Below are 21,035 nucleotides of genomic sequence, written 5' to 3' on the forward strand. Positions count from 1 at the left end.
CAATTCACAATTATAAAAGTTCAATCATCAATCAAAAAACGAGTCAATCACATTTTAACACCTTTACAAAATGATAAAAATTCAAAATTTAACCAAAGTTTTCAGAACAGAAGAAGTAGAAACATCGGCCTTGAGCGGTATTTCTTTAGAAATTAAAAAAGGTGATTTTTTAACTATCATGGGACCTTCAGGTTGTGGAAAATCTACTTTACTAAATATCATCGGACTTCTGGACAGCGCTACTGACGGAAGCTATACCTTATTAGATCAGGAAATGATTGGCCTGAAAGAAAAAGGAAGAGCTCAGGTTCGAAAAGAAAACATCGGATTCATTTTTCAGAATTTCAATCTGATAGACGAACTTTCGGTGTATGATAATATCGAACTCCCTTTGCTTTACAACAATGTAAAAACATCCGAAAGAAAACAAAAAATTGAAGCTATTGCTGAAAAACTAAACATTTCACATCGTCTGAAACATTTTCCACAGCAGCTTTCAGGAGGTCAGCAGCAAAGGGTTGCGGTTGCAAGAGCTTTGGTAAACGACCCGAAAATTATTCTTGCCGATGAGCCAACCGGAAACCTGGACAGTAAAAACGGTAATGAGGTAATGGAACTTTTAACCGATCTGCATGCTAAAGGTTCTACAATTTTGATGGTAACCCACTCTGATTATGATGCTTCATTTTCGCAACGAACCATTCACATGAAAGACGGTGTAATATTTTCTGAAAAGTTAAATCAACGCAATGTTGATGTATTTATGGACGCTAAATAACTAAAAGATGCTAAAATTTATTGTAGCTGTAATCATAATTCTGGTTGAATTTGTTTGCAAAATATTCGCAATTGTCTAAAAATCGGTTTGTCAAAACTGAAATAATTATAAAACACACACACCATGATTTATAACTGGTTTAAAATATTTATTTATCATTTAAAACAAAATAAGCTATTCTCTTTTCTGAATGTTCTCGGACTAAGCATTGGAATTGCCAGTATTATCTTTGCCATTTTGTATTGGAATAATGAACATGCTTACGACCAATGGAATCCTGAAAAAGAAAACGCTTATCAGGTACTCAATAAAATTGGTATGACCGGAGATACCTGGTCATCGTGCTCGATACCTTTTGGAAAAACCTGCAAGGCCACTATTCCTGAGATTGAAGCGATAAGCTTTTTTAATTCCTGGTACAATGATGCGCTGGTAAAATATCAGGATCAGAAGATATTTGATAAAAAAATAACCCTGGCTGACAATGGCTTTTTTGATATTTTCCCTTTTCCAATTATAAAAGGAGCCAAAACCAATATCCTTAAAGAAAAAAACAGCGTTGCAATCTCTGAAGAAACTGCGCAGTTAATTTTTAAAAAAGAAGATCCAATAGGAAAAACAATCAATTACTACAACAAAGATTATATTGTAAAATCAGTTTATAAAATTATTCGTCCGTCGTCTGTTGAGCCTCATTTTGTTTTTGGAGGAATCGAAAGGGAAGGCGATGATCAAAACTGGGGGAATTTTAGTTACGGTTTAATGATCAAAACCAAAAAGGGAGCCGATATAAATACAGTGCTAAAAAAAATGCAGCATGTAAATTATGTTAACAGAACTTTAAAAGATGCAAAAGAAAACGGCCAGACCCCTGAACAATATGTAAAAGAAAACGGAGAAATTACCGTTATTCTGGATCAGTTGGCAAAAGCCCGACTGCACGGTACAAAAAGCTCCAGCAATAATAATTTTCCGGAAGGAAGAGGCAATCTGCAATTGCTTTTTATTATGGCAGGTTTATCTGTTTTGATCCTCACTTTATCTTTGGTAAACTATGTCAATCTCGCCACAGCTTCAGCAATAAAACGTGCCAAAGAAGTAGGTGTCCGCAAAATCGTAGGCGCTACTAAAAACCAGATTATGGTACAGTTCATATTTGAGACCGCCATAATTGTACTATTAGCCATCGTGTTTGCTTTGGCAATAGTAGAGCTTTCATTACCCTATTACAATACTTTTTTGAAGAAAACCCTGACTATGAATGGCAGTGAATTTTACCTTCAGCTTATTTTTATATTTGGATTAGTAATCATTCTTGCCGGGATTTTTCCTGCCATTTACATCTCAAATTTTGAAACTTTAAAGGTTTTGAAAGGCAATTTCTCCAGAAGTAAAAGCGGCATCTGGATCCGAAATTCGATGTTGATTTTTCAATTTGGTATTGCAGCCTTTTTTATCATCGGTGCTTTAATTGTAAACTCTCAGGTACATTATATGATGAACAAAGAGCTTGGTTTTTCAGGTGATCAGGTCATCAAAATTCCGTTAAATTATCACGAATCAGCAAAAAAGACAGAAAAATATCTGATCGCCAAACAAGAACTGCGAAAAATATCAGGAGTTGAAGATGTTTCAACTTTTGCCGGTTCTTTTGGAAACAGCACCAATTCAAGTTCAGGGTTAACCCATAATGGTATTTTTGTTCAGCCCCGAAATGTAGAAATGGATTTTGGTTTTCTGGAAATGATGAAAATTAAAATTGTTCAGGGACGGGATTTGTCTCCAAAATTTGCGTCAGACACTATCGACAACTGGCTAATAAACGAAACGCTTGCCAAAACACTGAATCTCAAAAACCCTGTAAATACAATTATAACATCGGGTTGGGGTAATGAAAAAGGGAATTTAAAATTTAAGGTGGTTGGTATTGTAAAAGATTTTAATATCACCGGATTACAGGATAAAGTGCCACCAATGGTTTTTGTTAATCTGAAAACCTTAAAGTGGAACAATTTTGATAATATTTATATAAAAGTGTCTCCAAATAATTTAAGTGAAACACTGGCTAAATTAGAAGCCTATTGGAAGAAAAACATCAACCAGGATTACCCTTTTGATTATGAATTTGTAGACAAGGGGTTTGCCAAAACCTATCAGGAACAGGTAAAACAAAAAGATTTATTTTTTATTCTGAATTTAGTAGTAATCATTATCGCCGTTTTTGGATTGTTTGCTCTGGCTTCATTTTCAATGGAAAGGAGACTGAAAGAAATTGCCATCAGAAAAACATTAGGCGCAGAAACCAATATTTTGTTAAAAGAATTATCCAGACAATATATAGTGTTCTGCTTGATGGGATTTGTAATTGGGATTGTACCTGCTTACATTTTATTGCAAAAATGGCTTGAAAATTTTGCTTTCAGAATTAATGTGTCAATGATTCCGTTTATAATTGCCTTAATTTCATTATTGGCATTAACTTTGATAATAGTTTTGGCCAAAGCATATCAGGTTACTAAAATCGATATCCTAAAATATTTAAAATACGAATAACTTGTAGACCATTTTTTTTAAAACCCGCCAGAACCTTAATTTGGCGGGTTTCTTTTTTATTTGCTTTTTAGAAATTTCCGGCTGACAAAATAGTTTAAGATTATTTTGAACAATCCTAATATCAACAAATACAATTCAAAACAGCAAAAATCTGAACTTTATGCCTTATCTTTGCAAACTGAAATTAGTTTAAATAAAATAAGACTTAAAAATTAATTTCATTCATTAGAAAATACTTATATCAAAAATGAAATTAGATAGAAAAGAAATTCTTAAAGCACTGGAAACGATCACCATAGCCGGAGAAGGAAAAAATATGGTAGAAAGCGGCGCTGTTGCCAACGTAATTACGTTTGGAGACGAAGTTGTTGTGGATCTGGTACTGCATACACCTGCTATGCACATCAAAAAAAGAGCAGAAGACGATGTAAAAAAGACAATTCACGAATTAATATCGGCTGATGCAAAAATTAAAGTTAATGTTAAAGTTGAAGTTCCTGAAAAAGTCGAAATTAAAGGTCGTGCTATTCCGGGAATTAAAAATATAATTGCCGTTGCTTCCGGAAAAGGAGGTGTCGGAAAATCTACAGTTACAGCAAATCTGGCCGTAACACTGGCAAAAATGGGATTTAAAGTCGGCGTTTTGGATGCTGACATTTACGGACCTTCAATGCCAATTATGTTTGATGTAGAAAACGAAAAACCTATTTCAATTACTGTTGACGGAAAATCAAAAATGAAACCTGTAGAAAGTTATGAAATCAAAATGCTTTCAATCGGATTTTTTACAGCACCAAGCCAGGCAGTGATCTGGAGAGGCCCAATGGCAGCAAAAGCACTAAATCAAATGATTTTTGATGCAGATTGGGGAGAATTAGATTTTATGCTGCTTGATTTACCTCCGGGAACAGGAGATATCCACCTTTCAATCATGCAATCATTGCCAATTACAGGAGCAGTTGTAGTAAGTACACCTCAGGCTGTAGCTTTGGCAGATGCAAAAAAAGGAGTATCCATGTTCATGCAGGACAACATCAATGTACCGGTTTTGGGTATAATTGAAAACATGGCGTATTTTACACCTGAAGAATTACCTGAAAATAAATACTATATCTTTGGACAAGCAGGAGCAAAAAATCTTGCAGAAGACCTGAATGTTCCGTTCTTAGGAGAAGTTCCAATAGTACAATCTATTCGTGAAGCAGGAGATTACGGTCGTCCGGCAGCTTTGCAGACAGCATCTCCAATTGAAGCTGTCTTTGAAGAAATCACCCGAAACGTGGTTCAGGAAACAGTAAGCAGAAACGAAAGCTTACCAGCAACAGAAGCCATTAAAATTACAACAATGGCAGGATGTTCTGCAGTAAAAAAGAATTAATTAGATAATTGAGATAATGAGGCAATTAGAAAATTAGAAAACGAATAATAAGGTAATTGAAGAATTATCTAATTAACACATTTTCTAATTGATCCATTCTAATTGACACATTCTCTAATTGACACATTAAATATTATGACAACAGAAGAATTAACAAGCAACGTATTATTGGCTCTTGATGAAATCAGACCTTTTTTAAATTCTGATGGAGGAGACATTACGCTAATTTCGATAGAAGACGACAAACATGTTAAAGTTCGTCTTGAGGGAGCGTGCATTAGCTGCAGTGTAAATCAAATGACACTAAAAGCCGGTGTAGAAACCACTATAAAAAAGTATGCTCCACAAATAGAAACTGTGGTAAATATTATGTAATGACAATTTATTACTGTTTTTTCAGTTGTAAAAAAAACTTAGCATAAACAACAGTCATTTGAGTTGTTTTGCTATAATTTTTCACACGAAACAGTCAAAACATTATTTTTTTTACGATTTCAATAAAAAATAGTGTAAAGATTTAAGATTTTAGGTTAAGAAATTGTTGCATTTTAACTTAAATTTGTGACGTAACCCCTAAATCTTAAATCATGAAAAAATTTTACGTTCTGTTTTTAGTATTATTTTCATTGAATGTAAATGCGCAGCAAATTTCAGAAACCTTAATTGTAGACAAAGCCTGGGTTAATGACTCTGGAGAATGGTCTGATTACAGTTATGCAGGTAAAATTGTTTTTTCTATTAATAATAATCAGGAAAACGGAAGTCTCAGAATAGGAAATTATGATTTTTTGTATGATTTTTGCGAAGGAAGAGCAAAATTCTCAAACAAAGCAACTTACAGTTCGGCTGAGTTTTCTCATCCGAGAAAAATATCTGCACAGACTGATAAACAAGGAGTTCTGAATACAACTTATGAAGGTACTTTGATTTTTCAGGGCGATAATGATTATTATTCTGTAATTGCAATAGTAACATTACTGGAAAAAGGTGGGAATTATCTGGGTGCAAAAATGCACATCAAAGACAACAATGGAAAAGAATACGCATTTAGTTTAAAATCAAGTTAATTTAAAATAAATCCAGGAATTTGTTCACGTTATCAAATTCCAAAATCAGTAAAATTCCAATAATAAAAATGGATGTATTAATAAAGATTAAAGACCGTGAGGGGGTTATACACGAATTACAGGCTCCGACGGATATGGCAATGAATATCATGGAATTGTGCAAAGCATATGAACTTCCTGTTGAAGGGACCTGCGGAGGAATGGCCATGTGTGCTTCCTGTCAGTGTTATGTTTTAAATGATGTTGCACTGCCCGAAATGGGTGACGATGAGGAAGCCATGCTTTCTGAAGCGTTTTACGTTAAATCTAATAGCCGTTTAGGTTGTCAGATTCCAATTACTACTGAATTAGAAGGACTGGAATTAGAGCTGGCTCCCGAATATTAAATCATAACAAAAACCTCCAGTTTTGGCTGGAGGTTTTCTATTTCTTTTCTTTTGGAATTAATTATCTCCTTAATAATTCCAGAATCTTATCTACATTTACTTCACTGTAATCGTTGATGTAAAAATCACATGGAGGAAGTTGTTCTTTGGTATGTGTACTCAAAACACCAACAACTTTCATTCCTGCATTTAATCCCGCTGTAACACCCGAAAAAGAATCTTCGAAAACCACACAGTCAGACGGAGAAACACCAACACGTTCTGCCGATTTTAAATATACTTCCGGATTTGGTTTATGAAATGTAACGTCTTCGCTTGACATCATCGAATCCATTTTTTCGCCGAGTTTCAGAAAATTGGCAATTAAATCCAGATTGGCACGAGGCGCCGATGTAGCAACTGCTGTTTTGAATCCGCGAGATTTTAATTCGTTTAAAAAATCCATATAATGCGGAATCGTTTCGACTTTATCTTTATAAATCTCACGAAACATTCCTTCTTTTTCGTCTTCAAGTCTGATCAATTCTTCTCCCGTAATTGGACGTTTGAAGAAATGCGTCATGATATAACTGTTGTGCTTTCCGTACATATGCTCTTCAAATTCTTCATTGGTGTACGGAATTTTATATTTATCGAAAAACTTTTCAAAAGCGACTACATGATGGGGATTGGTGTGGCAAATCACGCCGTCCATATCAAAAATTACACATTGCTGGCTCATAATTTTGTTTGTTGTTTTTAACGGATGCAAGATAAGGCAATAAAGCGGTTATTACGCAGGGATTCGCAAAGGTTTTTTGCGGAGATACGCTAAATTTTACTCTCGCAGATTTGGCAGATTAAGCGGATTTTTTCTTTTTATTATTTTAAAAATTGAATCTGCTCAATCTGCCAAATCTGCGGGAGATTAACTTTTTAACCAATCCAAATTTTATTTTTAACCAAAGTCATAGTTTGTCTCAAATGCTGATTGCACGCAATTAGAATAATCAAAACCACTAAACCATAACCAACAATGGTATAAATTTCCATATCGGCCAATAAAGTCGATTGTTTGGCAATTGTCCCGAAAACCTTTTTCATGGCCAGAACATTAGCATTATCTGCTGAATATCCTTTTGCAATAAAACTTTGAGTTGTACTTGCAATAGTTTGTTGTGCTTCGGGATTTTCGCCAGTAACAAATCGACTTAATTTAAGAAAGTGTTTTTTATTCAAGAAAACCATTGCATTCTGCATTACGCAGAAGCCAATTGTACTTCCCCAAAAACGTCCAGAAACACCGACAATTCCCGAAGAAACCGCCATATTTGCTGGAACCGATGATGTGGTAAATAAGATGAGCGGAACAAATAAAAACCCCACACCGATTCCTTGCAAAATATAGGGAATGATAATATCGCTCAATGCAATATCTGGCACAAAAAGAAACGTGAACCAGAAATGGAAAATAGCAATAAGCGTAAAACCAATCATGAAAATAATTTTTGTCGAGACAGATTTCATCAGAAAAAATGCGGCTAAAACAAGTCCGATTACGTTTCCTAATCCGTTTATATACTGAACGCCCGCAACACGAGAAGGATCCCAATTCCAGATGGAAAACATTGCCGAATGACAAAGACTCAGTGTTGCTCTGCTGATATAGAAAAGAAAAAACAATAAAAATCCTATTCGCAGATTGGCGTATTTTATAACTTCAAAATTGAAACTCGGCCTTTTTACCAAACGTTCTTTAAAAATGAATAATCCGCCTGTAATAAGCGAAATCATCAGCATTAAAACCATTTCTGAAGAGTGTAACCAGTATTTTTTCTCAGCATAAACAAAAAAGTAGGCACCGCAAAGAATTGAAATTAAAACCAAAAAATAACTCATCCAATCAATTTGATACAACGGAATCTTCTTTGTAATTCGGTGCCCTCTGAAAGTAACTAAGATTAAAAAGACGTTTAAAACCTGAAGTCCGCCCGAAACATACAACATGTATTTCCAGTCATAATGATCGAGAAACCAAACGGCAATATTCATAATAAATGGCGTAGACAACAATAGCGCGCCGTAGTAAAATGAAAACCCAATAATAATGGCGTTTTTTGTATTGAACTGCTCAATAAGCAATTGTCTGATCGTAATTACCGGAAGCGCCATCAGGATTCCTTCGGCAACTCTCATTAATAAAAAAACCGAAAAATTGGTAATGTAAGCCGATGAAACAATCGTAATTCCAATTAAAGAATAAACTGCCATCAGGTAATTTTTTGCAGGGAAAAAACTCGAAAATCGGCCTTCTATTAAAATGGTTGCCAGCAGTGTTCCATACGTTACGCACATCGCAAACTGCAAATCTTCGGGCTCGATATCCAGAAAACTCGCCGCATACGTTACGTTTGAGGAATAAACTCCTAATAAAATCATGGAATGCAACAAACAAACGAACAAAATAATAATGATCGCCCATTTGGGAACCCATGATTTAAATATACTTTTATCTTCCATTTTATTTGTGTGCAGCAACAACCGTAATGTTCATTCCTGCTCTTAAAAAATCGGTTTGTTTATCTTGTTCTTTTAACTGAATTCTAACTGGAATTCTCTGTTCTATTTTCACGAAGTTTCCTGTCGCATTGTCTGGAGGAAGCAGCGAAAATCTCGCACCACTCGCAGGCGATAACGAAGCAATTGTTCCGACAAAAACTTTGTCATTTATAGCATCTGCTTTGATTTCTACTTCTTGCCCGACAGTTAAATATTGCAATTGCGTTTCTTTAAAGTTCGCTGTAATCCATTTTTCTTTACTTACGATAGAAAGCAGAGACTGCCCTTCTTTTACCATTTGCCCTGGCTGTAAGGTTCTTTTTCCAACCCACCCATCGTAAGGGGCTGTGATTACAGTGTATGAAAGAAATAATGCCGCATTATCTGCAACAGCTTGTTTTGAAGCAATATTCGTTTGTGTTGTTGGAACATTCGCTTCAGCAACAGAAGTGCTTAAAGAAGCCGAATGAATTCTGTTTTTCATTTCCTGAAAATGTGCTTGTGCCGACTCGTAATCTGCCTTAACTTTCTCTAATTGTTGAGAAGTTGCCGCTTCTTCACTTACTAAAGCTTTATATCTTTCGTATTCTAATTTAGTTTTCCAAAGATTTGCCTTTGCGGCTTCCAATTGCGATTCATTAATCGCTGTTGCACTTGCTGTGTTAATAGCATTTTTCTGAGCCACAACATTATTTTGCTGTGCGTTTTGAACATCAGCCAAAGCCACATTCAATTTCGACTGATATTCTCTGTTATCGATCACTACCAAAGTATCGCCTTTATGCACAAATTGATTTTCGTCAAAACGAACTTCCTGCACATAACCCGTAATTCTCGACATAATTGGCGTAACGTATTGTTCTACCTGAGCGTCATTGGTTTCTTCGTGATTTCGGTTAAACACATAAAACCAAATTCCCAAAATAACCCCGCTTACAACCAGCGTACACGCAACAATTGTTATTAGTATATGAAACGTTTTATTTCTCTTAGTTTCATTTTTTATCTTAACCATATCTTTTTCTCTATTTCTTTTATCTATTTTCCCCGGGATTAAAATCCCGCGCTACAATATGAATCGTTCCTTCTGAACTGAAAATCTATATTCTTTCTATTTCTTCCCCGGATTGAAATCCTGCGCTACAATATGAACCGTTCCTTCGGAACTCAAAATCAATCTATATTCTTTACTCTATTCTCTTGCTTCTTTCTTCTAAGTCTTATCTCTTGCTTCTTTCTTCTAAAGACTTCTATCTTTTTACATCTTACATTTAACTCTGAGGCATGATCCCAGCCGTGTGCATCATTTCGTAATGTTTCAAAACAGCATCCAAACGGGTAGAGATTTTGTTGTATTTTGCCTGAAGCAACGCATTATCAGCATCAACCATTTCGGTAATTAAAACCAATTGGTTTAAGTATTTCAGCTTTACAATTCGGTAATTTTCTTCAGCTAAATCCAAAGCTTTGTCAACGACCACAAACTTTTCAAGGATTTCCCGATATTGTGTATGTTCTTTATAAAGCTGATCCTGAATTTCATCTTTTATAATTTCAGACTGTATTTGCTGCATATTGATTTTCGTGTTTGCCCGAGCTACTTTCGTTTTGTTTTTATACAAAGCCGAAAGATCAAAACGCGCCTCGATTCCCACCTGACCTAAAGTGTACAAATACGGATTTGGCGGGAAGAATTTGTAGTTTGGATAATAAAAGCCGTAATTCCCGAAGAAGTGAACGCTTGGCAAATAATTTCCTTTTGCCAATTTTAATTCGGTTTTGCTAATATCCAATTCTTGACTTGCAATTCGCATTTCTTCATTTTGAAAAGCTTTATTCAGATAAAAATCATACGGATCTACACCGTTCATTTCATCCAAACTTGCAGTGGTGTCGATTGCAATTTCTTCATTTTCCGGAATCTGAATTAAAGTCTTCAAATCGTGAAGTGCGATTTTTATGTTTTTGGAATTTGTAAGCGCATTCAGCTCACGATCTGAGAGTTGCAATTCGGCACGAATAACCTCATTTTTGGTTACCGTTCCGTGTTTTTGAAGCGATTGCACCTCTTTTAATCGGCTTTTTTCTTCTTTGATGTTTTCTTCAAATATTTTTTGAAGTTGCATCATTTTATAAATCGACAGGTAGTTAGCAACAACCTCCAGTTCAATATCATTTTCTGTTTTTTCCGATTTAATTTTGGCAATTTCGTTTTCCTGATTCGCAATTTTTATTGCGTTGTTAATTTTGTTTCCAGCGTAAATTGGCATTTTAAAAGTCGAATTTACCTCGTAGATTTCAGGGATTGCTTTTGTAACTTCTTTTCCGTTTAAGAAACCATCTCCTTTAAATTCTGTAATGTTGGTAATTCTGGAATACATGCCGTTTAATTCTACATCCGGCAATCTAAGATCTTTTCTTTCTTTGATGTTTTGCTCAGCGAGCGTAATCTCCAGTTGAGATTTAAGGATTTTTTTGTTGTTTTCCTTCGCCAGTTTCATCGCTTCTTGTAAAGAAACTGTGCGAATCTCTTGCGCTTGTAAACTACTGAATGTCAAAACAATTATCAACAACCAAAAGCTTCTGGGGAAACAATCTTCTTTTAAATTTGTAAGGAACATGAATACATAAATATTTTATGCTGCAAAGTTCCTTCATTTTTTTCTTGGCTGATGATTCTAAAAAGTCAATAACATATTCATTTCGGACAAATGTTAAAATTCCATTTTCCGAAAACGTTATATTAAAACACTGACAAACAATTTATTACAAAATATATTTGAATTGTAATATTTCACGCAGATTTAATAGATTTTAGCAGATGCGCGCAGATTTTTCTTTTTACTCTCGCAGATTTGGCAGATCATGCAGATTATAAAGCATTTAAAAATCTCTCAAATCTGCGTGAAACAAAAATATCTATTTACCACGCTCCAAAATCTCTTCACCATTTAAGTAATCGGAAGGTCTTTGGCCTAAAATCTTAAAAAATGTATTGCTGAAGGTCGGAACACTATTATAACCAACTTCTAGGGCTACCTCTTTTACCGAAAGTTTTCTTTCTAATAAAAGTTCGATCGCTTTGAGGATTCTTCGAATGGTATAATATTGAATAAAAGACATTTTGAGATCTTTTTGAAATAAGCGATACAAAGAACGTTCGCTAAACCCAAATTCATGTGCTACATCTGTAAAGAGAATCGTTTCTCCCAAATTATTTTCGATATGTCGCAGAATTTTTCCTAATCGTTTATCTTTAGGCTGAGGAAGTTCTAAAGGCAAATTCGTATGACATATTTGCGGAAGAATCGCCTTTATGGCTTTTGCAATGACAAAACTCGGAGTTCCCTTTTTCAAATCACCGTTCCACTGATTGGTAAACATCATCATTTGAAGCAGCAGATTATTCACAGGATATATACCTTCGACTTTATAGAAATCATCTTCATCCTTTTCAACCGGAAAATATAAATTTCGCATCATCACATGTTCCGACTTTGGTTCGATACTATGCTCAACTCCCGCGGGAATCCAGATAAAATGTCTTGCAGGCAAAAAATATGATTTAGTTTCAGTGGTCACAAAAACCACATCACCTTCTGCATATAACATTTGCGCTTTTTTGTGTTTATGCGTCGGAACAAGCAATTCGCCCATTATATCATGATGACAGTAAATACTTTTTTTATCGGCATCTACTTTATGGAGATAATATTTGTCTACTTTGAATGTTCCTAGTTCCATAATATAAAGATAGGAAAGAAATAAATTCCATGCTGATTGCTATCGGAAGCAAATCCCAAAATATAATCCCTAAATTAGTTCGATTTTTTTAGAAAAAATAACATTGAAGGATTTGAGTATCGAACCGCATACATCATTAAAAAAAAGCATTAATTCAAAATTGAATAACATAAAAGCTTATTAAACAAAAAAGCTTCTGAAGATTTTCAGAAGCTTTTTTAGTGCGGATAATAGGACTCGAACCTACACGCCTTGCGGCACCAGATCCTAAGTCTGGCATGTCTACCAATTTCACCATATCCGCGTAATTAATCCACTAAACTCTTATTTAAAGAGGAGTTCGTTGAACTGGTGTTTGTGGGTGCAAAGATAAGCATACTTTCGAATAATCAAAGCATTTTTTGAAAAAAAATATTAATTCTCTTTTTTGTACTTTTGGTTTTCTATAAAAATAATTTAAATGGAAAATATAAAGTCCTACGTTCAACAACATAAAGATCGGTTTATCAATGAATTGATCGAATTATTAAAGATTCCGTCGGTAAGTGCCGACACCGCATACTCTCAAGATGTTATCGACACGGCCGAGGCTGTAAAAGAAAGTTTATCAAAAGCCGGATGTGATTTTGTCGAAACCTGCGACACTCCAGGCTACCCGATTATCTACGGAGAAAAAATAATCGACCCAAATCTTCCAACGGTTTTAGTTTACGGACACTACGATGTTCAGCCGCCGGATCCGTTAGAATTATGGACTTCTCCTCCATTTGAACCCGTTATCAAAACTACAGACATTCATCCTGACGGCGCCATTTTTGCCCGCGGCGCTTGTGATGATAAAGGTCAGATGTACATGCACGTAAAAGCATTGGAATTAATGGTACAAAATAACACACTTCCTTGCAACGTAAAATTCATGATCGAAGGCGAAGAAGAAGTAGGTTCTGCAAGTTTAGCGTGGTTCGTAGAACGCAATCAGGAAAAACTGAAAAACGACGTAATTCTGATTTCAGACACCGGAATGATTTCGAACCAACAACCTTCTATCACAACAGGTTTAAGAGGCTTAAGTTATGTTGAAGTTGAAGTTACAGGTCCGAACCGCGATTTGCATTCAGGTTTATACGGTGGAGCAGTAGCGAATCCGATTAATATTTTAGCAAAAATGATTGCTTCGCTTCATGACGAAAACAATCATATCACGATTCCAGGATTCTACGATAAAGTTCAGGAATTATCTGCAGAAGAAAGAGCTGAAATGGCAAAAGCGCCTTTTAGTTTAGAAAAATATAAAAATGCTTTGAACATTGCTGATGTTTACGGCGAAAAAGGATATGTAACCAACGAACGCAACTCAATCCGTCCGACATTAGACGTAAACGGAATCTGGGGCGGATACACCGGAGAAGGTGCCAAAACAGTTATTGCGAGCAAAGCTTTCGCTAAAATCTCCATGCGTTTGGTGCCGAATCAGGATTGGCATGAAATCACAGAACTTTTTACAAAACATTTCACCAGTATTGCTCCGGCGGGAGTTACCGTCAAAGTGACGCCGCATCACGGAGGTCAGGGTTATGTAACGCCAATTGACAGTATAGGTTATCAGGCTGCAAATAAAGCCTACACAGAAACTTTTGGAGTTCCTGCAATCCCGGTTCGTTCCGGAGGAAGTATTCCGATTGTGTCTTTGTTTGAAAAGGAATTAAAAAGCAAAACTATTTTGATGGGATTCGGTCTCGACAGTGATGCAATTCACTCGCCAAACGAGCATTTCGGAATCTTTAATTACCTGAAAGGAATTGAAACTATTCCGTTGTTTTATAAATATTTTGTGGAGCTTTCGAAGTAATTCTTTTTATAAAAATTCAAAATCCGTTCAGCAATGAGCGGATTTTTTTTGAGCTTTCAAGTTGATATTCCTATTGAAATTTGCCATTGAAATTTTCTATTGCTATTGATTCGGGCGTTACCTACGGCCGGGCTATCCGCTATATCTTTTTATTTTTAAAGGAAAAATAAAAAGGATGCCGCTGCCATCCCTAACGCAATCTCAAAGCATTGAAAATTATAGTTTTATTTAAATTTTGAATCTTTTTTCTTGCATGTTTTAAATTTTATTCTACATTTGTAGAAACGAATCTATAAACATAGAACAAAAGCTATGAAAAACCTTTTTTCAATATTCTTGTGTACCACATTTCTTCTTGCCTGTAAACCTCATTTAATTAATCAAAAGATTGAAAAGAAAAAACAAGGAGCATGGATTGAAGAATATTATGAAGACAGTACCTATTATAAATCATACGAATATTATAAAGACGACCAGCCGGTAAAAAAGTGGAAATCCTATATCAACGGAAAAATCTATAAAACCGAAAAATACAAAAACGGAATCTGCACCGTAAAATATTATCATCCAAACGGAAAACTGCAATCAAAAGGAAAAACCAGCGTCGAAATTGATTCGGTCGAAACACACTGGTTTTATTTTGGAAAATGGAAATTCTATTCGGATAAAGGAAAATTAACCGACATCAGAAAGTATAATAAAGGGAATTTAGTTTCAGAACAAAACTTAGAATAAACTTAGAAACTCAGAATCTTAGCAACTTATAACCTCAAAAAAAATGCAATTATCAAATTCAGAAGAACAATTAATGGAGCATCTCTGGAAGCTTGAAAAAGCTTTCATGAAAGATCTGCTCGAAGCGTATCCGGAACCAAAGCCTGCCACAACCACCGTGGCAACACTTTTAAAACGTATGATTGACAAAAAGTTTGTGGCTTACAACGAATTTGGTAATTCAAGGCAATATTATCCGTTGATCAAAAAAACAGACTATTTCTCCAAACATGTAAAAGGACTGATTAGTAATTTCTTTAATAATTCGGCTTCACAATTTGCTTCTTTCTTTACCACCGAAACCAATTTGTCAGCTTCGGAACTGGAAGAACTTAAAAAAATAATCGATTCAGAAATTCAAAAGAAGAAAAAATGATGGAATATCTTTTAAAATCAGAACTACTGCTTTTACTTTTTTATGCAGGATATAAAGTGTGGCTGGCAAACGAAAAAATGTTTCGTTTTAACAGGGTTTACCTACTTTTGAGTTTGGTTTTTAGTTTTTTGATCCCTTCCCAAATCATTTCATTTCAATCTGCTGCTTCCAATAAAATAGGATCTTTCAGCTTAGATGAATTAGTGATTCAGAAAAGCAATGAAAATTTAAAAACAGTAGTTGATGATCTAAATCTGAGTAATGTAATTTTTGGAATCTACTTTCTTGTGGTTTCCGTTTTAATTATTCGTTTCATATTGAATCTGTATACATTCTACAGAAAAATTAAAATAAACGAAACTCAATTTATAAACGGAGAAAAAGTCATTCTAATCGAAGGAAGTACACTGACACATTCGTTTTGGAATACAATTTTCATTAATAAAGCAGCATTCAAAAACAACAAAATCCCAGTAGAATTAATAGCGCATGAAAAAGCGCACTTGCAGCAAAAACATACTTTGGATATTCTGTTTATAGAAATTTTGCAAATTGTATTTTGGTTTAATCCAATCTTTATTTTGTATAAAAAAGCAATTAAACTTAATCATGAATTTCTGGCAGACGAAGCAGTTAATATTCGATACAATTCAATTTCAAAGTATCAGAATTTATTACTTGAAATAGCTTCAGATAAAACCAGTATTAATTTGGCGAGTACTATCAATTATTTAATAACCAAAAAACGTTTTGTTATGATGACCAAAAAAGAATGCAAAATCAAATCGGCCCTAAAAGCATTTACTATAATTGCATTTTCAGGTTTACTATTATTTGTATTTAGTCATAAAAGTGTTGCTCAGGAAAATAATGAAAAATTAAAAGATGATAGCCAGGCAATTGCTGTTGACCCAATTGAAACACAGCCTGAATTTCCCGGCGGAATGGAAGCGTTTTATAAGTTTATAGGCGAAAATTTTAAAATGCCGTCTGAGGCTGCCAAAAATAAAGTTTCAGGAAAAATTTACCTGCAATTTGTAGTGGAAAAAGAAGGGCATTTGTCTGAAATTAAGGTTTTAAAAGATTTAGGCTATGGTCTGGGAAGTGAAGCAATTCGGATCCTGAAACTTTCCCCAAAATGGACTGCGGGTTCTGTAAAAGGAAAACCGGTTAGGGTTTTGTATAGTTTACCCATAACTATTAAGACGGAGAAGTAATATAAAAACTAAAGCATGATAAAAGTAAATTCACAATTTAACATAAAGAAAACCTTCATATTCATTTTGATGTTTATTGGTTCTGTCAGCTTTGCTCAGGATTCTGAAACAACAGCGGAAAATCAAAAATCTACCAAACAGACAAAAGAAACAGCATCAGTGGCAGAATTGATTTATAATACAAATGATTTGATTAAAAAGCCAGAATATCCTGGAGGAATACAGGATTTTTACAAATTTATCGGAGCCAATTATAAGATGCCTAAAACTCCGCCTAATGTTTTTTTAAAGGGAAAAATACACCTCACTTTTATTGTAGAAAAAGATGGCTCACTGACAGATATCAAGATAGTGAATGACATTGGGTACGGAACAGGTGAGGAAGCAGCAAGGGTTGTGAAATTATCTAAAAAATGGATTCCCGGAAAAACCAGCGAGGGAACTGTTGCAGTGTTGTATAGTTTGCCTATTACTATTCAATCAGAAAATTAACTGAAAAAATCTGCTACTTTCTACAAGAAGCAGATTTTAAAAATTCAAAAACTAAAAATAAATCCGCTTAAAACAAGTCCGGATTGTATCCAAAATACGGCATACTCTGTTCGTAAAAAACGACTCCGTGACTTTCTAATTCTTCTAAAATCGGCAAATACACTTCTTTATTAATCGGAAGCTGTACGCCCGGAGTTGTGATTTTGCCATTCAAAATCAACAAAGTCGCAATAGCCACCGGAAGTCCAACCGTTTTTGCCATTGCAGTATAAGTCTGATCGTCGCCTATACAAACCATTTTTGAATCGATTTGTCTTTTCTCGCCATTTAGTTCGTAACCAAATTTGTGGTACATCACGATCATATCTTTATCGTCAGGCTCAAGTGTCCAGCTGTCCGTGAGTATTTTTTCTAAAATCTGTGCCGGAGTTGCATTAGGCAGATTCACTTTTTTATTTGGGTTAAATAAATCCAGTTCCAAAAGTTTATCCCACATAATATCGTCCTGATCGATTTTTAAAATCAACCGCATTTTTATTTCGACTGAATCTGTCGGATGATATGGCAAAAATGAATTCGTAAACTGACGGTAACTCATGTTTTCAGAATCTTCCATGATATAACTGTCGTCTGTCATACCCAGTTGTACAAACATATTCCAGGCTTTAGAAAAACCAACTCTTCTGATTGTTCCTCTGTATAAAGTCAGAATATCATCTAAACCATATATAGATCTGTATTTAAGCGAATCACGGTTGGAATAGGCTTCAAATTTACCGTAGCCCTCTACCTCAAGAAACTCTGTTCTGCGAAATAAAGTTCCGTATGGAATGTATTTATAAGTACCTTCCTGAATAAATTTTGCTGCACCACCCTGACCCGCTAATACCACATTACGCGGTGCCCAGGTAAATTTGTAATTCCACAAATTGTTATCAGATTCCGGGGCGACCAACCCACCGCAAAAAGATTCGAACAAAAGCATCTTCCCTCCTTTTTGCCTTATTTCATTTATAACTTTCATGGCGCTCATGTGATCTATTCCGGGATCAAGACCAATTTCATTCATAAAAATCAAATTGTTTTTACGGGCTTCTTCGTCAAGAGCCATCATAGCGTCACTTATATACGAAGCAGTAACGAGATGTTTTCTGAATTGCAGGCAGTCTTTTGCAATTTCAATATGCAAATGTGCCGGAAGCATCGAAATAACGATTGAAGCTTTTTCTATTGCCGCCTGTCTTTCTTCGGCATCAAAAATATTCAGGGAAATTGGAGTGGCATTCGGATGGTTTCCGGTCTTTTTTTCGGCCAAAGCCAAAGATAAGTCCGCTACCTTAATATGTAGCCTTTCGCTTTCTGATTTTGAAAGCAAATACCGTATCAGGGACGATGCGGATCTACCCGCTCCAATGATTAGAATATGTTTCATAATTTACACATATAACACAAACATACAAAAATGTTATAAAAACAACAATTGAGAAGTCGCCAAATTTTAAAAATACACAACAAAGTAAACCAGATTTTTTTAAAAAGTGTATTTGAAATGTTTTTTGTTTGGCTGAATTAAGAGTATTTTTGTGATATTAAAAACACATAAAATGGAAAGAAAAATAATTATTACAGCTGCTATTTTCGGAATATTGGCGATTATTTTAGGTGCTTTTGGTGCACATGCATTAAAAGCAATATTAACTGCGGAACAATTGACCAGTTTTGAAACCGGTGTTCGTTATCAAATGTATCACGCTTTCTTTTTGTTTTTTGTTGCCTCTCGGACAGAATTGCCTTTAAAGACGCTAAAAGTAATTTATAATTTAGTTTTGGCAGGCGTACTTTTGTTCTCTGGTTCCATTTTCTTACTGACTACCAAAAATGTAACAACGATTGACTTTAAAATTATTGGATTCGTAACTCCAATTGGCGGAATGCTATTAATCTTCGCCTGGTTAGTACTTTTGGCTACTTTTTTTAAGAAAAAATCATAAAATTCATTAAAAAAAATTCTATCTGAATTTTATTAACTAATTTTGTTGTATATATAACAGATAACTTTTACTGTGTGAATATTTTGAGCTTTTTATATTTAAAAACGAATAATGTAACACCTGAGAAGTTTTTGAATTATATTTTAAAATTTGACATTTTAGGATAAATCATAACACAACAAAAAATTTATGGAGACGAATACACTTTCCTCGAAATCGATTTCGCTAACTAATTTAGGTATTAAAAACGCAACAGTCCGCTATCAGTTATCTGCAGATGAACTGCACGCCATAACGATAGAATCCGGACAAGGTACTGAAAGTTCTACCGGAGCATTGGCGATTAATACAGGTGAGTTTACAGGACGTTCTCCACAGGATCGTTTTATTGTAAAAGACAGTATTACAGAAGACAAAGTTTGGTGGGGAAATGTAAACATTCCGTTTTCACCGGATGCTTTCGAAAAATTATATAATAAAGTAACTCAGTTTTTATCAGACAAAGAAGTTTTTGTACGCGATTCATACGTTTGTTCTGACGCTAATTACAGACTAAATGTTCGTGTAGTAACAGAAACAGCCTGGTCAAATTTGTTTTGCTACAATATGTTTTTGAGACCGGAAGAATCTGAGTTAGCCAACTTTACTCCTGAATGGACTGTAATCTGTGCACCAGGTTTCATGGCAGATCCTGCTGTAGATGGTACACGACAGTCTAATTTTGCTATTTTGGATTTTACTAAAAAAGTAGCCTTAATTGGAGGAACTGGTTATACAGGAGAAATGAAAAAAGGAATTTTCTCTGCCCTGAATTTTATTTTACCGGTTTTCGAAAATACTTTGCCAATGCACTGTAGTGCGAATGTGGGTGAAGCTGGAGATACTGCAATTTTCTTTGGATTATCGGGAACAGGAAAAACAACCTTATCTGCAGATCCTGAACGTAAACTAATTGGTGACGACGAACACGGATGGACAAGCGAAAATACCGTTTTTAACTTTGAAGGCGGCTGTTATGCTAAAGTAATCAACTTATCTGAAGAAAATGAACCGGATATTTTCAGAGCGATCAAAAAAGGAGCGCTTTTAGAAAATGTGGTTTTCAAAGCAGGAACTAACGAAGTTGATTTTGAAGATGTTTCGATTACGCAAAACACACGTGTAAGTTATCCGATAACACACATTGACAATATTCAGCCAGGGTCTATTGGACATAACCCTAAAAATATATTTTTCTTAACGGCAGATTCTTTCGGAATTTTGCCTCCTATCTCAAAACTGACTCCGGGTCAGGCTGCTTATCATTTTATTTCGGGCTATACAGCAAAAGTGGCCGGAACTGAAGCAGGTGTAACAGAACCTCAGCCTAATTTTTCTGCTTGTTTTGGAGCACCATTTATGCCTTTGCATCCAACCAAATATGCTGAAATGTTAAGCAAAAAAATGAAAGATGCCGATGTAAAAGTATGGTTAATCAACACAGGATGGACAGGCGGAGCTTACGGAACCGGAAGCCGTATGAAATTAAAATACACTCGTGCGATGATTACGGCAGCTCTAAACGGAGAACTGGATAATGTAGAGTACGTAGACCATAAAGTATTTGGAATTGCAAAACCACAATCCTGCCCTAATGTTCCAAGCGAAATTTTGAATCCGAGAAACACTTGGGAAGACAAAGATTTATACGATAAAAAAGCGTTAGAATTGGCTCAGAAATTCAAAGCTAATTTTGCCAAATTTGAAGAGTATGCGAATGCTGAAATCTTAGCAGGCGCACCGATTACAGAATAAAGGGCAATTATAATTCAAAACCAAAAAAAAGCTGTTCGTGATGAACAGCTTTTTTGTTTGGTCTCCAATCGCAGCTAAAAATAAACACTGAACACTGA

Annotated in this window: 19 protein-coding genes and 1 tRNA gene; 13 read left to right on the plus strand and 7 right to left on the minus strand. The window is 35.1% G+C overall.

Annotated elements, in window-relative coordinates; translation table 11 throughout:
- Positions 1-70 precede the first annotated feature (70 nt).
- The 6 genes from AAEO57_RS03430 (at position 71) to AAEO57_RS03455 (ending at position 6,162) form a co-directional block, all read left to right on the plus strand.
- Positions 71-778, plus strand: a complete 708-nt coding sequence (locus tag AAEO57_RS03430; protein ID WP_341689492.1) for an ABC transporter ATP-binding protein — start codon at positions 71-73, stop codon at positions 776-778.
- A gap of 123 nt (positions 779-901) precedes the next feature.
- Positions 902-3,331, plus strand: coding sequence for an ABC transporter permease (locus tag AAEO57_RS03435; RefSeq protein ID WP_341689494.1), 2,430 nt, complete (start codon positions 902-904; stop codon positions 3,329-3,331).
- A gap of 247 nt (positions 3,332-3,578) precedes the next feature.
- Complete coding sequence (locus AAEO57_RS03440; protein ID WP_341689496.1) at positions 3,579-4,709, plus strand: Mrp/NBP35 family ATP-binding protein; 1,131 nt, start codon at positions 3,579-3,581, stop codon at positions 4,707-4,709.
- 135 nt (positions 4,710-4,844) lie between these two features.
- Positions 4,845-5,084 carry a NifU family protein gene (locus tag AAEO57_RS03445; RefSeq protein ID WP_017494691.1) on the plus strand — a complete coding sequence of 80 codons (240 nt, stop codon included), beginning with the start codon at positions 4,845-4,847 and terminating at the stop codon, positions 5,082-5,084.
- A 212-nt stretch (positions 5,085-5,296) separates the two neighbouring features.
- A complete protein-coding gene (locus AAEO57_RS03450; RefSeq protein ID WP_341689500.1) occupies positions 5,297-5,776 on the plus strand; it encodes a hypothetical protein in 480 nt (159 codons plus the stop codon).
- 68 nt (positions 5,777-5,844) lie between these two features.
- On the plus strand, positions 5,845-6,162 hold the full coding sequence (locus AAEO57_RS03455; RefSeq protein WP_007805184.1) for a 2Fe-2S iron-sulfur cluster-binding family protein: 318 nt from the start codon (positions 5,845-5,847) through the stop codon (positions 6,160-6,162).
- 61 nt (positions 6,163-6,223) lie between these two features.
- Here the strand turns inward: AAEO57_RS03455 and AAEO57_RS03460 are convergent, their stop codons facing one another.
- The 6 genes from AAEO57_RS03460 to AAEO57_RS03485 all read right to left on the minus strand — a co-directional run bounded on the left by AAEO57_RS03460 (position 6,224) and on the right by AAEO57_RS03485 (position 12,748).
- Positions 6,224-6,883 (minus strand): HAD family hydrolase, encoded by a 660-nt coding sequence (locus AAEO57_RS03460; RefSeq protein WP_341689508.1) that lies wholly within the window; start codon positions 6,881-6,883, stop codon positions 6,224-6,226.
- Between the two features lie 194 nt (positions 6,884-7,077).
- Positions 7,078-8,661 carry an MFS transporter gene (locus AAEO57_RS03465; protein ID WP_341689510.1) on the minus strand — a complete coding sequence of 528 codons (1,584 nt, stop codon included), beginning with the start codon at positions 8,659-8,661 and terminating at the stop codon, positions 7,078-7,080.
- 1 nt (position 8,662) lies between these two features.
- On the minus strand, positions 8,663-9,715 hold the full coding sequence (locus AAEO57_RS03470; protein WP_341689512.1) for an HlyD family secretion protein: 1,053 nt from the start codon (positions 9,713-9,715) through the stop codon (positions 8,663-8,665).
- A 256-nt stretch (positions 9,716-9,971) separates the two neighbouring features.
- The gene (locus tag AAEO57_RS03475; RefSeq protein ID WP_341689514.1) at positions 9,972-11,321 is read right to left on the minus strand and encodes a TolC family protein; all 1,350 of its coding nucleotides are present in this window, start codon (positions 11,319-11,321) and stop codon (positions 9,972-9,974) included.
- Positions 11,322-11,619: 298 nt separating this feature from the next.
- Entirely contained in the window at positions 11,620-12,444 is an 825-nt protein-coding gene (locus AAEO57_RS03480) for an AraC family transcriptional regulator (RefSeq protein ID WP_341689516.1), read from the minus strand.
- A 222-nt stretch (positions 12,445-12,666) separates the two neighbouring features.
- Positions 12,667-12,748 (minus strand) — tRNA-Leu (locus AAEO57_RS03485).
- 156 nt (positions 12,749-12,904) lie between these two features.
- Here AAEO57_RS03485 and AAEO57_RS03490 point away from each other — a divergent pair.
- The 5 genes from AAEO57_RS03490 (at position 12,905) to AAEO57_RS03510 (ending at position 17,152) form a co-directional block, all read left to right on the plus strand.
- Complete coding sequence (locus AAEO57_RS03490) at positions 12,905-14,293, plus strand: dipeptidase (RefSeq protein WP_341689518.1); 1,389 nt, start codon at positions 12,905-12,907, stop codon at positions 14,291-14,293.
- A gap of 312 nt (positions 14,294-14,605) precedes the next feature.
- Positions 14,606-15,028, plus strand: a complete 423-nt coding sequence (locus AAEO57_RS03495; protein ID WP_341689520.1) for a toxin-antitoxin system YwqK family antitoxin — start codon at positions 14,606-14,608, stop codon at positions 15,026-15,028.
- Positions 15,029-15,071: 43 nt separating this feature from the next.
- Positions 15,072-15,443 (plus strand): BlaI/MecI/CopY family transcriptional regulator, encoded by a 372-nt coding sequence (locus tag AAEO57_RS03500; protein ID WP_341689522.1) that lies wholly within the window; start codon positions 15,072-15,074, stop codon positions 15,441-15,443.
- A complete protein-coding gene (locus tag AAEO57_RS03505) occupies positions 15,440-16,660 on the plus strand; it encodes a M56 family metallopeptidase (protein ID WP_341689524.1) in 1,221 nt (406 codons plus the stop codon). The genes AAEO57_RS03500 and AAEO57_RS03505 overlap by 4 nt, the downstream gene beginning before the upstream one ends.
- 15 nt (positions 16,661-16,675) lie before the next feature.
- Positions 16,676-17,152, plus strand: coding sequence for an energy transducer TonB (locus tag AAEO57_RS03510; protein WP_341689526.1), 477 nt, complete (start codon positions 16,676-16,678; stop codon positions 17,150-17,152).
- A gap of 67 nt (positions 17,153-17,219) precedes the next feature.
- Here AAEO57_RS03510 and AAEO57_RS03515 read toward each other — a convergent pair whose 3' ends face one another.
- Positions 17,220-18,584, minus strand: a complete 1,365-nt coding sequence (locus AAEO57_RS03515; protein ID WP_341689528.1) for a saccharopine dehydrogenase family protein — start codon at positions 18,582-18,584, stop codon at positions 17,220-17,222.
- Between the two features lie 172 nt (positions 18,585-18,756).
- On the opposite strand from AAEO57_RS03515, the gene AAEO57_RS03520 reads away from it, so the two are divergent.
- Together AAEO57_RS03520 and pckA are read left to right on the plus strand one after the other, a co-directional pair.
- Positions 18,757-19,143 (plus strand): DUF423 domain-containing protein, encoded by a 387-nt coding sequence (locus AAEO57_RS03520; RefSeq protein WP_341689530.1) that lies wholly within the window; start codon positions 18,757-18,759, stop codon positions 19,141-19,143.
- Between the two features lie 189 nt (positions 19,144-19,332).
- On the plus strand, positions 19,333-20,937 hold the full coding sequence (gene pckA / locus AAEO57_RS03525; protein WP_341689532.1) for a phosphoenolpyruvate carboxykinase (ATP): 1,605 nt from the start codon (positions 19,333-19,335) through the stop codon (positions 20,935-20,937).
- Positions 20,938-21,035: the final 98 nt, after the last annotated feature.

Origin of the sequence: Flavobacterium calami, assembly GCF_038290035.1 — a bacterium.
GTDB lineage: Bacteria > Bacteroidota > Bacteroidia > Flavobacteriales > Flavobacteriaceae > Flavobacterium > Flavobacterium calami.

Bases quoted from the DNA above. Each gene is read 5' to 3' on its own strand.
- AAEO57_RS03430 (WP_341689492.1), top strand. From the start codon at position 71: ATGATAAAAATTCAAAATTTAACCAAAGTTTTCAGAACAGAAGAAGTA.
- AAEO57_RS03435 (WP_341689494.1), top strand. From the start codon at position 902: ATGATTTATAACTGGTTTAAAATATTTATTTATCATTTAAAACAAAAT.
- AAEO57_RS03440 (WP_341689496.1), top strand. From the start codon at position 3,579: ATGAAATTAGATAGAAAAGAAATTCTTAAAGCACTGGAAACGATCACC.
- AAEO57_RS03445 (WP_017494691.1), top strand. From the start codon at position 4,845: ATGACAACAGAAGAATTAACAAGCAACGTATTATTGGCTCTTGATGAA.
- AAEO57_RS03450 (WP_341689500.1), top strand. From the start codon at position 5,297: ATGAAAAAATTTTACGTTCTGTTTTTAGTATTATTTTCATTGAATGTA.
- AAEO57_RS03455 (WP_007805184.1), top strand. From the start codon at position 5,845: ATGGATGTATTAATAAAGATTAAAGACCGTGAGGGGGTTATACACGAA.
- AAEO57_RS03460 (WP_341689508.1), bottom strand. From the start codon at position 6,883: ATGAGCCAGCAATGTGTAATTTTTGATATGGACGGCGTGATTTGCCAC.
- AAEO57_RS03465 (WP_341689510.1), bottom strand. From the start codon at position 8,661: ATGGAAGATAAAAGTATATTTAAATCATGGGTTCCCAAATGGGCGATC.
- AAEO57_RS03470 (WP_341689512.1), bottom strand. From the start codon at position 9,715: ATGGTTAAGATAAAAAATGAAACTAAGAGAAATAAAACGTTTCATATA.
- AAEO57_RS03475 (WP_341689514.1), bottom strand. From the start codon at position 11,321: ATGTTCCTTACAAATTTAAAAGAAGATTGTTTCCCCAGAAGCTTTTGG.
- AAEO57_RS03480 (WP_341689516.1), bottom strand. From the start codon at position 12,444: ATGGAACTAGGAACATTCAAAGTAGACAAATATTATCTCCATAAAGTA.
- AAEO57_RS03490 (WP_341689518.1), top strand. From the start codon at position 12,905: ATGGAAAATATAAAGTCCTACGTTCAACAACATAAAGATCGGTTTATC.
- AAEO57_RS03495 (WP_341689520.1), top strand. From the start codon at position 14,606: ATGAAAAACCTTTTTTCAATATTCTTGTGTACCACATTTCTTCTTGCC.
- AAEO57_RS03500 (WP_341689522.1), top strand. From the start codon at position 15,072: ATGCAATTATCAAATTCAGAAGAACAATTAATGGAGCATCTCTGGAAG.
- AAEO57_RS03505 (WP_341689524.1), top strand. From the start codon at position 15,440: ATGATGGAATATCTTTTAAAATCAGAACTACTGCTTTTACTTTTTTAT.
- AAEO57_RS03510 (WP_341689526.1), top strand. From the start codon at position 16,676: ATGATAAAAGTAAATTCACAATTTAACATAAAGAAAACCTTCATATTC.
- AAEO57_RS03515 (WP_341689528.1), bottom strand. From the start codon at position 18,584: ATGAAACATATTCTAATCATTGGAGCGGGTAGATCCGCATCGTCCCTG.
- AAEO57_RS03520 (WP_341689530.1), top strand. From the start codon at position 18,757: ATGGAAAGAAAAATAATTATTACAGCTGCTATTTTCGGAATATTGGCG.
- pckA (WP_341689532.1), top strand. From the start codon at position 19,333: ATGGAGACGAATACACTTTCCTCGAAATCGATTTCGCTAACTAATTTA.